Origin of the sequence: Allobranchiibius huperziae, from assembly GCF_013410455.1 — a bacterium.
Lineage (GTDB): Bacteria > Actinomycetota > Actinomycetes > Actinomycetales > Dermatophilaceae > Allobranchiibius > Allobranchiibius huperziae.
In genome coordinates, this window is the sequence record NZ_JACCFW010000001.1 from 1,875,207 (window position 1) to 1,886,388 (window position 11,182).

8 protein-coding genes and 1 pseudogene are annotated in these 11,182 nt (G+C 72.4%); 2 read left to right on the forward strand and 7 right to left on the reverse strand.

Annotation, left to right across the window (positions count from 1 at the left end):
• Positions 1-3: 3 nt before the first annotated feature.
• From pgfA to HNR15_RS08900, 3 genes are all read right to left on the reverse strand, one after another.
• Positions 4-1,014 (reverse strand): cell envelope lipid trafficking protein PgfA, encoded by a 1,011-nt coding sequence (gene pgfA, locus HNR15_RS08890; protein ID WP_179480976.1) that lies wholly within the window; start codon positions 1,012-1,014, stop codon positions 4-6.
• 101 nt (positions 1,015-1,115) lie between these two features.
• On the reverse strand, positions 1,116-1,772 hold the full coding sequence (locus tag HNR15_RS08895) for a D-sedoheptulose-7-phosphate isomerase (protein WP_179480978.1): 657 nt from the start codon (positions 1,770-1,772) through the stop codon (positions 1,116-1,118).
• Positions 1,754-2,836 carry a GHMP family kinase ATP-binding protein gene (locus tag HNR15_RS08900; RefSeq protein WP_179480980.1) on the reverse strand — a complete coding sequence of 361 codons (1,083 nt, stop codon included), beginning with the start codon at positions 2,834-2,836 and terminating at the stop codon, positions 1,754-1,756. The genes HNR15_RS08895 and HNR15_RS08900 overlap by 19 nt, the downstream gene beginning before the upstream one ends.
• A gap of 157 nt (positions 2,837-2,993) precedes the next feature.
• On the opposite strand from HNR15_RS08900, the pseudogene HNR15_RS18215 reads away from it, so the two are divergent.
• Positions 2,994-3,995: pseudogene (locus HNR15_RS18215) on the forward strand (acyltransferase family protein); the annotation flags it as partial.
• A 16-nt stretch (positions 3,996-4,011) separates the two neighbouring features.
• Here the strand turns inward: HNR15_RS18215 and HNR15_RS08905 are convergent.
• Genes HNR15_RS08905 through HNR15_RS08915 form a run of 3 tightly spaced genes read right to left on the reverse strand, consistent with a single transcriptional unit; the run spans position 4,012 to position 9,286 of the window.
• Positions 4,012-7,722: an alpha-(1->3)-arabinofuranosyltransferase domain-containing protein gene (locus HNR15_RS08905; protein ID WP_179480982.1), complete on the reverse strand. Its 3,711-nt coding sequence runs from the start codon at positions 7,720-7,722 to the stop codon at positions 4,012-4,014.
• The gene (locus HNR15_RS08910) at positions 7,689-8,405 is read right to left on the reverse strand and encodes a class I SAM-dependent methyltransferase (RefSeq protein ID WP_179480984.1); all 717 of its coding nucleotides are present in this window, start codon (positions 8,403-8,405) and stop codon (positions 7,689-7,691) included. Before HNR15_RS08910 ends, HNR15_RS08905 begins: the two co-directional genes overlap by 34 nt.
• On the reverse strand, positions 8,402-9,286 hold the full coding sequence (locus HNR15_RS08915) for a class I SAM-dependent methyltransferase (protein ID WP_179480986.1): 885 nt from the start codon (positions 9,284-9,286) through the stop codon (positions 8,402-8,404). The genes HNR15_RS08910 and HNR15_RS08915 overlap by 4 nt, the downstream gene beginning before the upstream one ends.
• A 147-nt stretch (positions 9,287-9,433) precedes the next feature.
• Between HNR15_RS08915 and HNR15_RS08920 the strand changes: the two genes are divergently transcribed.
• On the forward strand, positions 9,434-10,792 hold the full coding sequence (locus HNR15_RS08920; protein ID WP_343048481.1) for a glycosyltransferase family 4 protein: 1,359 nt from the start codon (positions 9,434-9,436) through the stop codon (positions 10,790-10,792).
• A gap of 175 nt (positions 10,793-10,967) precedes the next feature.
• Here the strand turns inward: HNR15_RS08920 and HNR15_RS08925 are convergent, their stop codons facing one another.
• Complete coding sequence (locus tag HNR15_RS08925) at positions 10,968-11,126, reverse strand: hypothetical protein (protein WP_179480988.1); 159 nt, start codon at positions 11,124-11,126, stop codon at positions 10,968-10,970.
• Between the last annotated feature and the right edge of the window lie 56 nt (positions 11,127-11,182).

Sequence of the window (11,182 nt, forward strand, 5' to 3'; positions counted from 1 at the left end):
CGATCAGGCCCTCGCGTAGTCGTCGCCGTCGCCCTCGGCGTGCCGAGCGCCGCGACGGTTGTCGTTGTCGACCTCCGTGTCGTCCGCGCGTTCCGCCCGGTCACCGCGGCCGCCGATCAGCAGCAGCACGATGCCGACGACCAGCAGGATGAGACCGAGGACGCCGAGGACCCACGGCATGAGCTTCAGCAGCTTCAGCTGGCTGGCCTTGCCCTTGTACTCATCGACGTTCGCCTTGACCGTGGCGTCGTTCATGACCTGGTCGGTGTCGATGCCCTTGACCGACTTGCCGTTGGCGGGGTCGGTGAGCGTCACGACCTCCTTCTCCTCCACCTTGATGAAGGCGCCGGTCTGCGGCTCGACCCAGATGGTGCGGTCGTTGGCGTAGGCACGGTCCGCGTTCACGCCGGGGCTGTCCTTGGCACCGCCGAAGACGAAACCGGGGATGGCCTGCTTGGTGTACGTCGTCTGGGGCACCACGCCGTGGTAGCGGTAGACCGTGAGGCCGCGGATCTTGTCGGTGCCGGCGTACGTCATCGTCATCGGCTTCTGCAGGGTGTTGTCCCAGTAGGGGTAGCTGCCCTTGCCGGCGCCGAACGGGAACTTCACCGTGTAGCCCTGGTGCTGGACCGGCTTGCCGTTCATGTTGTCGTTGCAGCAGTCGATGACCTTGCCGGTGTGCCGGTTCAGCGCGAAGTGCGAGGTGAACGCGTCGATCGGGGGCGCCTGGTTGTTGTTGTCCGTCGACTGGTTGATGTCCAGCACGATGGAGTTCTTGCCCTCCGCGTCGGAGGCCTTCTTGTCGGCCACGACCGTCTGCCGGGTGGTCACCTCGCCCTGCTGGAAGGACAGGGTGTCCGCGTCGAAGAACTTGGCGTTGTTGTCGGAGAGGACCTGCTGCGTGTTGGTGTCGGCCGGGATCACGGTCAACTTGTCGAACGCATAGAACTGCAAGAGCAGCGCCAAGGTCAGGAAAAACGCTCCGAAACCGATGACGATGGCGGACTTCCGCACGAGGACCTCCGTGGCAGGGGCTGACAAAACTTACCGGAGAGTAGCAGGAAAAATGCGAGGTGTGTCACACGTCCCACAGCCGCGCGGCGCACACCTGTGACTCAGTGTGCCGACTCGGGATTCGCGAGCACGTCGACCGCCTCGCACCAAGCGTGGGTCCACAGCATGTGCACCTCCTGGATGCGCGGGGTGTCCGCGGACGGTACGACGAGCACGTGGTCCGCCGCGCCGCGCAGGCCCTCCCCCTTGGCGCCGGTCAGGGCTACCGTGAGCAGGCCGCGCTCGCGCGCCAGGAGCAGCGCCTGCAGCACGTTCGGGCTGGTGCCACTGGTGCTCATCGCGAGCAGCACGTCACCGCGCCGACCCAGGGCCGCGACGCCGCGGCGGAAGATCTGGTCGAAGCCGTAGTCGTTGCCGACGGCGGTGACCGACGACAACGATTCGGCGAGGTTCACCGCCGGCAGGGGTTCACGGTCGTGGATGCACTTGCCGATGAACTCTGCGGCGACGTGGCTGGCGATCGCGGCGCTGCCGCCGTTGCCGGCCACGAGCAGCGTGCCTCCGGCGACGAGGGCCTGCACGAGCGCCGTGCCCGCCGCCTGCACCTCGCCCTCCAGCGTCGGCTCCCGCAGAGCGACGGCCAGCGCCGCCCAGGCGTCGGCACCCTCGCCGAGACGGCGGTGCACCGCCGCGCGCACGTCGCCCTCGCTCGCCTCGTGCAGGGGATGAGACACGTCCATCAGTGCTGGCCTCTCCATGTGGTCACGCCGTCCTTGCTGAAGGTGATCTCCGAGAGTGTCAGGCCCATCTCGAGGAGGGTGTCCGCGACGACGTGCTTGCGCTCGAACTCGCAGACGAAGATGAGGTGGCCGCCGCCGCCGGCGCCGGTGACCTTGCCGCCGAGCGCCCCGCACCCCAGTGCGGCCGTGACCGCGTCGTCGATGAGCGGGGTGCTGATCCGCGACGACATCTTGCGCTTCTCGGCCCAGGCCTGGCCGAGCAGCCGCCCGAAATGGTCGACCTCGCCGCGCACGAGCGCGACCTTCATCAGCTCCGCCAGCTCCTTCTGTGCCCGCAGGCCCTCGAGCGCGTCCGCGTTGCCCGTCTCGTAGCGGCTGCGCTGGTCGGCGATGATGTGGTCGCTGACCCGGGTGCGCCCGGTGAACGCCAGCAGCATGTTGTGCTCCAGCTCGTGCACCGTGGCGTCCCGCACCCGCAACGGGTTGACGATCACCTGGTCGGGCCGGAACTCGATGTAGTTGAACCCGCCGAACGACGCGGCGTACTGGTCCTGCGATCCGCCCGGGATGGCGAGGTCCTCGCGCTCGAGGCGGTAGGCCAGCTCGGCGATCTCGTACGGCGTGAGGTCGACACCGCAGTGCTGGGCGACCAGGTCGATGACGGCGACCATGACGGCGCTGGAGGATCCGAGGCCGGACCCGGGGGGCGCCTGGGTGTGCAGGAAGAGGTCGAAACCGCCGGTGGGCATCGCGCCGCCCATGTCGCGGATGCGGGCGATCGCGGCCTTGGGCAGGTCCAGCTCGCCGTCGAACTCCACAGGGTCGTCGACGTCGAAGCCGATCGAGGTGCCGAAGTCCAGCGACTGCACGGTGATCCGGCCGTCCCGGCGCGGTCGCAGCGTTGCGTACGCGAAGCTGGAGATCGTCGCGGACAGGACGGCGCCGCCCTCGCGCTCGGGGAACGGCGAGACGTCCGTGCCGCCGCCGGCGAACGAGATCCGCAGGGGCGCGCGGGCCCTCAGCACCGGCCGGGTCGCGTCGAGCACCGACGGATCGGTGGGGACGATCCCCTCGACTGTCATCGGCGGTTAGCCTCCTCGGGCGTGGTGTCTGCCCGCACCGGGTGCGGGCGGGTGCGCGACGGGGTGGCGATACCCCGCACGACGAGGCCGCCCACCGTGGACGCCCGAGCAGACTACTGGAGAGTAATGGGGGTCACACCAGGTGCAGCGCTTCCGGATGCTCGACCTGCTGCGCGCGCTGGCGGCCGCCCTGGTCGTGCTGACGCACGTCGCCTTCTGGACAGGCGCCGACCACCTGGACGTCTCCGGGCCACTGCTGGCACGCGGTGACGCGGGCGTCGCGGTGTTCTTCGCGATCTCGGCGTTCCTGCTGCTGCGCCCGTTCCTGCGTGCCGGGCTCACGGGCGGATCGACCCCGGATCTGCGCCGGTACGCCGTACGCCGGGCCGCCCGCATCCTGCCCGCCTACTGGGTCGCGCTGGCCGCCGTCCTCCTCGTCGCGGCCCTTGCCCCGGTGCGCACCGGGGGCGTCGGATCGCCGCTGGACGTCGTGTTGCACGTGCTCGTGCTGCAGGGGTACTCCGGCCACACCTACCAGTCGTTCTCGCAGACCTGGAGCCTCACCACGGAGGTGACCTTCTACGTGCTGGTGCCCGTGATCGGCACCGTGCTCGGACGGCTGGCCCGCCGCCCCCGGCGGGTATGGCCGGTGCTCGGCGCGACCCTGCTCGCGGGGTTGTGCGCCCAGGGCGCCTCGGCCGCATGGACCGGCGTCGATCCGCACTCGGGCGCGGGAGTGCTCGCCACCTCGGTGCTGGGCCACGGGGGGTGGTTCGCCGCGGGCGCCGCACTCGCCGTGCTCACCGAGACGGGGCCGTCCGCGCTGGCGAGCCCGGTACGCCGCTGGCTGGACTTCGCGCGGACCAACCCGGGCGTCGTCGTCCTCGGGGCCGCACTGCTCTTCCTGCTCGCCGCCACTCCCCTCGCCGGACCGGTCGACCTCCACGCGCCGACTCCGGCGCAGGCCGTCGTCAAGGAGCTGCTCTACACGGGCATCGCCGCGCTGCTGGTGCTGGCGGCGACCAGCCCGGTGCGCGGCACCGTGGCGCGCGCGGCGGCGGGATCGCCCGCCGCACGCTGGCTGGGCGACGCGTCCTACCCCGTCTTCCTGTGGCACGTACTCGCTCTGCAGGTGGTCTACCTCGTGACGTCCAGGGCCCTGTTCACCGGCGCGTTCACGACGACGCTGGTCGCGGTGACGGCGCTGACGATCGTGGTGGCGCGGGTGTCGGTGGGCCTGGTGGAGCGGCCGGTGCTGGCGCAGGCCCACCGCCGGACCCGGTCCGCACCCCGGCAAGACACCGCGCCAGCAGGCACGCCGTGACCGTGCCGGCCAGCTGACCGAGGATCGCCCCGACAGACCGCTGGTCGACCACACCGAGCGAGGCGAGCAGGACCCCGGCGACCGCCATCGACCCGCCGATCCCCCACCCGACCAGCCGCCGCGGCACCAACAGACACAGCGCCCCGACGACGACGCCGGCGAGCCCGCTCATCAGCACCCCGACCCCGACCGACAGCACCGCGGCCATCACGGTGACGCGCGTCGGGCCCGGTGCCGCACCGTCGTACGACGGGTCCGTCACGTCGGGTCCGTCGGCCACGGCCCGCCGCCCGCGTCGGCGGCTGCCCACCGCAAGCACGGCCAGCGCCAGAACCGCCAGCGCGCCGACGATCAGTCCGGCCCGCTGCCAGCGCGTGGGCCCGAACGTCACGTGCAGGGTCGCCGCCGCGCCGGCCGGCACCACGAATCCCTGCCGCCAGCCGTCCACCCGCACCGCGGGCAGCGAGCGGCCGGCGAGCGAGGCGTGCCATCCACGGTTGTAGCCCTCGGTCAGCGCCACCACCCGCGCACCTCCCCCACCGATCCGGACGGTGCCGTCCCCGGATCGCAGCGCACCGTAGGCCCGGGCAGGGATGGACGCGCCGGCGTCGACCCCTGCGGATGAGTCCCGCCGCAGGTAGACCAGCTCCGCGCGCACCCCGTCCCCGGGCGCCACGGACACCGTCTGCGGCCCGACGGCCACGGCCGCCGACGTGGCGCACGGCTGCGCACGAAGGAGTCCGCCCTGCGCGACCTGCGCCGCGGAGGCCGTGAGGCGCAGCGGCACCGATGACGTGCCGATGCGCAGCACGCCCGCCTGGCCGCACGCGAGCTGCAGTGCACCGGCGCCGCTCGCGGCGGAGCGGACCCAGACGCTCGGCACGACCTGACCGGACCGGGAGAACGTGACCCTGCGACGCAGCGTCGCCGGGTCCTCCCCCTGGGTCGCGGCGGTGCTGTGCTCCCGCGGGTCGCGCCGCAGCAGGACCGACGTCCGCGTCGGGTCGACCCGACCCGGCAGCGAGATGATGCTGCCGAGCTGCTGCCCGGGCACGGACACCCGCGTCAGACCGATGACCGGGTCGGTGGCGGCGCCGGCGACCTTCAGGTCGATGCGCACGGCGCCGGTCGCGGCGCGTGGCAGTCGCAGGCGCAGCGCGGTCTGACCGCGTGCCACCCGCACCGTCGCGCCGTGCACCGCTCCGACCGACACGCGCACGGAGCCGACCCGGTCCAGCCCCGGCCCGGAGGCGAGGTCGACGTCGACCTCACGCAGCGGCGTCCGCGAGGTCGGGGTGAAGGACAGACTCGCGTCCGACTCGTGGTCGCCGGTGCGCCAGGCGGTGTCCGGGTCGTCGTCGAAGGCCGCGGCGATGCCGGCGCCCGGTCCGGCGTACGTCCGGGCGGTCGGGTCCGCGCCCGAGGACGAGGCCGACCACGAGGACATCCCGATCAGCTCACGGACCGGCTGGTTCGCGGGGTCGCCGCCGGGCGGCAGGTCCCGGGCGCCGATGTGGTCCGGTGTCCGGTCGGCGCCGGTCAGCGTCGGGCTGTAACCGTCGGCGGCGGACACCCCGTTGTTGTACGAGCGCCACCGCAGCGAGTCGGTCACGACGTTCGGCACGGTCGCACCCACGGCCGTCGTGCCCCCCACGATCTGCGCCCCCTGGTCCGGTGCGAGCGCGCCGACGGTCGCCAGGTCGAAGATCGATTCCGGGCCGCCGACCACCCGGAGGTCGTCGTCCCGTGCGTACGCCGCGACGGTGCGCGACTCGCTCACCGTCCAGAGCGTCAGGCGGTCGGTGCCGGTGCCGGCGGACCCGGCGTACGCGAATCCCGGCGACCGGCGCAGCGTCGCTTCCACCAGCGACCACGGCTGCGCGCCGACGGTGGAGGCGATCGAGTGCCGCACCACGATGCGCGCGATGCCCATCCGGGCCAGGCCCGCCGCGAGACCTGGCTGCACCTCCCCGGACGACGCGAGCTGGTCGGCGGTGTCGAGCATCCGGGTGGCGCCCGGCTCCCCCAGCGGTGCCGCGGCCCGGAACACCAGCGGGGAGGCCGCGAGCGCGCTCATCGGGTCATCACTGGTGGTGCCCCAGTCGTACGTCGCGGTGCGCGCGTTGGGGAAGAGCAGCGTGCTGCCGCCGGCCCGTTCGGCCGCGGCATCGATGCGGTGCGCCATCACCGACCAGGACACCGGGACGGCGCGGTAGCCGCCGGAGTCGGCGAGCCGGCCCTGCCAGATCGGGGTCATGGCCGCCGCGACGAGGACGACGAGGGCAGCGGCGGTGAGACGTGCGGCCACCTCGCGGGAACGGCGCAGCCGGTCCAGCACCACGGCGAGGCCCAGCACCACCGGCAGCCGGATCAGCGCGTCGGCCTTGTGCACGTTGCGCAACGGCGCCAGCGATCCGTCCAGCAGGGCACGCGCCTGTCCCGCCACCGGGCTGCCGACGACGCCGTGGTGCCCGATCGTCATGAACACCGTGCCGACGAGGACGCTCAGCAGCGCGAACCGGCCGAGGTGGGAGCGCAGCCGGGCCACCCCGACGAGCCCAATGCCCGCCACGGCGCTGGTCGCCACGATCGACACCAGCGACTGTGCGCTCGTCCACCCCGACTGCCAGGTCGGGTGTCCGGCCGAGTCCAGGATGTAGGCGATCCAGTCGGAGTTCCCGCGCAGCACGTTCGGCGTGGAGGTGACCGCCGTGGTCATCGAGGCCGTCTCGATGAAGTCCAGGAACGGGTAGCCGTATCCGCCGAGGACGAGCAGCGGCAGCAGCCACCACAACGCGCCGGCCAGGACGCCGAGCACCCACCACCCGATGCGGCGACGACCCTGCGGGTGGGTCAGCAGGAACAGGAACGGGATGACCAGCATCAGCCCGGACGCGGCGGCGTTGACCCCGCCGAGGGCGGCGGCCAGCAACCCGCTGGCCGCGACCGACCGCAGCACGCCCCGCCGGTCGAGCTCGGCGCGCAGGAGCGGCCGGGCGGCCAGCACCAGCCACGGTGCCACCGCCATCGGCCACGCCTCGCTGGAGTTCTCGGCCAGGAGGGTCAGGACGCGGGGGCAGAGCGCGTACGCCGCTGCCGCGAGCAGCGCGACGGACGGTCCGGCCAGCCGCAGCTCGCGAACGAGTCGCTGCACGCCGAGGAACGCGACCAGCAGCAGGATCGTCCACCAGACCCGCTGGCACGCCCACGCCGGCAGACCCAGGGAGTGGCCGATGCCGAAGACGGGGCCCATCGGGAAGAGGTAGCCGTAGGCCTGGTTCTGCAGCTCTCCGAGGCCCGCGTGCCCGTTCCACGCGTCGACCGAACGCGCCAGGTAGGTCCACGGGGAGAGCGTGAGGTCGATCTTGGTGTCCGGCTGCACCTCGCCCGGCGCGACGAGCCACGGCAGCAGCGCCATCGCCAGGACCGCCAGGACGCGGATGACGCGCGCCCGATCCGGCGGGCTGCCGGCCGGCCGGTGGTGACTGACCCGGTCCACGACGCGGAGGGTCTGCGCCTCGCCGGACATCACCGTCGGCGCAGCACGAGCAGCAGGTTCCACGTCAGCAGCTCGCGCAGCCCCGGCACCCTCAGCAGGTGCCGCGCCACGTCGGGCAGGTACCGCGGGCGGGCGACCAGCACCTCGACCTCGGGTTGCGCCTGCGCCCAGCGCAGGCCCTGCGCCACGCTGATCCGGTAGAGCGTCTGGTCGACCGTGTTCTTCGGCGGGTGACCGTGCTTGCGGGTGTAACGGCGCGCCGCGCGCTCGCCGCCCAGCCAGTGCCATGGCGACGTCTCGTGCCCGCCCCAGGGCGAGAGCCAGTTGGTGTAGGAGAGGAAGACCAGTCCGCCCGGGCGCACGACGCGGACCAGTTCGTCGGCGACCTGCTCGGGGTGCTCCACGTGCTCCCACAGGTTGCTGCTGAAGACCAGGTCGACGCTGCGGTCGGCCACCGGAAGCGCCGCGGCGGTCGCGACGAGACCGCCGTCACGGACCGACGGGACCGCCGGGTCGTGGTCGACCGGCACGTAGCGCGCGCCCGCGGCGCGGAACGCGCTGGCGAACTCGGCCGGCCCGGCGCCGACGTCCAGCACCGAGGCACCCCGCAGGTCGGTCAGCTCCTGCAGCATCTCGATCGAGTCGGCCGCCAGCGCGCCGTAGAACACCTCGGGCCGACTTTGCTCGAGGGTGAACGCGTGGAAGAGCCGGGCGGACCGCGCGAGGCCGCGACGCTGCGCGCTCATCGGGGCCGCCGGGCGATCAGGTGCAGGGTGGGGCGCATGGTGGGCCGCACCGCTCGGGCCGCCAGCACCAGCGGTGCGGAGGCGAGCCCGGCGGCGATCACGCTGCGGGAGGCCAGCACGCCGCGTGGACGGGGAGCAGGACGCCAGCGGCGTACGGCGCTGGCGGCGTCCGTCGTGAGGCTGTCGAGCACCGGCCGGCGGACCACGACATCGACGAAGCCCGCGTCGGTCGCGGCGCGCGCGAGGCTGTCCGCCGTGAAGAACCGCACGTGGGTGGGGTCCTCGAGCATCCACCACGCCGATCCGTAGAGGCGTACTCCGTCGCTGTCCCCCGCCGGGGTGAGGAACTGCACGACTCCCCTAGGCCGCACGAGGTCGAACGCCACGGCCAGCGTCGCGACCGGGTCCAGGACGTGTTCGAGCACGTGGATGCCGTAGACCAGATCGACCGGGTCCGCGCCGTCGCGCAGCACGTCCTCCACACTCCCCCCGGACAACCTGCCCTGCGTCACGACGAGCGGGTCGACGCCGATCCGCAGCTGGTCGGGGTCGGCGCCCGCGATCGTGGCGCCGCCGTCGAGGAACCGCCGCAGCATCGACCCGCTGCCGTAGCCGACCTCGAACACCGACCGCGGCGCGTCGCCCGGCACGGCGCGCAGCATCGCCCGGTAGGTCAGGTCCAGCCGGATCCGGTCGAGGGTGGGCTCACCGCCGTAGGCCAGGTCCCGATGCGCGGCGGGTGAATCGCGAAGATCGCGCAGCAGATGACCACATCGCTCGCACCGGGCGAGCGCGCCGCCGCCACGCAGTGCGCGCGGGCGCAACCGGGCGCGGCAGATCTCGCAGTCCTCGCGGATCGCGGCGACACCCGTGGCGGCCATCTCGACTGGTATCCCTTTCGTTCTACCTAGGAGTAACTTCGGCGTTACCCTATCCGTCGGTGCGTGCAGGACCCGGCGTACGGCATGGCGCACGAGGACCGGGATCGAACGGACGGTCCGCGGCGACGGACACCAGGAGGAGTGCAGGTGAGCGGCGACGCTGACACGACATCGGCCAGCAACGTGCCGATGCGCATTCTCTACCTCTCGTGGCGTGACCGGGAGAACCCGGAGGCGGGCGGCGCGGAGACCTTCACCGAACGCACCGCACAGATCCTCACGGAACGCGGCCACCGCGTCACCATCTTCACCAGCCGCTTCCCAGGTGCCCGCGCCGTCGATCGGCACGGCGACGTGGACGTCGTACGCCGCGGGGGCCGCTTCACCTGCTACCTGCGGGGCATGCTGTACGCCGCCCGCCACCGCGGCGACTACGACGTGGTCCTCGACGTGCAGAACGGGGTGCCGTTCTGGGCGCCGCTGCTCGCCCGGAACCCGGTCGTGAACATCACCCATCACGTCCATCGGGACCAGTGGCGCTCGCTCTTCCCCCGGCCGATCGCAGCGGTCGGATGGTTCCTGGAGAGCAAGGTCGCGCCCCGCGTCTACCGCCGCTCGCGGTACGTCACCGTCTCCCAGGCCACCCGCGCCGACCTCGCGTCGCTCGGCATCGATCCCCAGCGGGTCGACCTCGTCTACTCCGGCAACGACCACCCGGCCGATCTGGAGTCCTACCGCTCGGTGGCACGCTCGAGCGAGCCGTCCATGACGGTGCTCGGCCGTCTGGTGCCGCACAAGCAGGTGGAGCTGGCGATCGACGTCGTCGCCGACCTGAGCGACGTGCTGCCCACCCTGACCCTGGACGTCGTCGGCTCGGGCTACTGGGAGCCGCAGCTGCGTGAGCACGCGGCGCAACGGGGCGTGGCCGACCGGGTCCACTTCCACGGCTTCGTGGAGGAATCGACCAAGCACACCCTGCTCGCGCAGTCCTGGCTCATGCTGGTGCCCTCCCACAAGGAGGGGTGGGGGCTGATCATCGTCGAGGCCGGCCTGCACGCCACCCCCAGCGTCGCCTTCGCCGAGGCGGGCGGTCCCAGCGAGTCGATCCTGCACGGACTGACCGGTCTGCTGTCCAAGGACTACGCCGACATGCGCGCTCAGGCCCGCCTGATCCTGCAGGACGAGGGCCTGCGCGGCCAGCTCGGCGCCGCGGCTCGCGACCACGCGCACAGCTTCAGCTGGTGGTCGGCCGCCGAACGTCTCGAGCACACCCTGCACTCGGTGCTCGGCCACCGCGCCCGCCCCGACCAGCCGGCCACCCTGGGGCCGGGATCGGTCGATCTGCAGCAGGTGCACGGGCCGGTGCCCGTCCCGGTGATCGCGCCGGGCGTGCCGGCCGCCCTGGACGTGCAGGACGTGAACGACATCGTCGAGGAGCACGGCACGGTCGACGATGCCGGCACGCAGACGGCGGACGCCGACGAGCCGGCCGCGCTGCACCGCTAGACGACCTACCCCCTCCCGCGCCCACCGTGGCGCAGGTAAGACCTGGAGCCACAGATCGTCCTGTGTCCCACGGCGCTACCTGTGCCACGGTCGAGCGGTGCGCGATACCCGGCATACGGAAAGCGGCCGACCCCCGAGGGAATCGGCCGCTTTCGCGAAGTGAAGGTGGCGCGCGTCAGTTGGAGCTGTCGTAGCTGATCTGCGGGCTGTACTTCTGCGGCTGGGTGACCGAGTTCTGCTGCGCGACGAGCCCGAAGATGGCGAGCAACGCCAGGATCACGCCGAGCAGACCGCCGCCGATGTTGTAGGCGAGCTTCTTGTTCGTAGCGTCCATGTCGTGAGTCATTCCTTCTGACGTCTCGGTCCTGCACCAGTGCCCTGCAGGAAGTC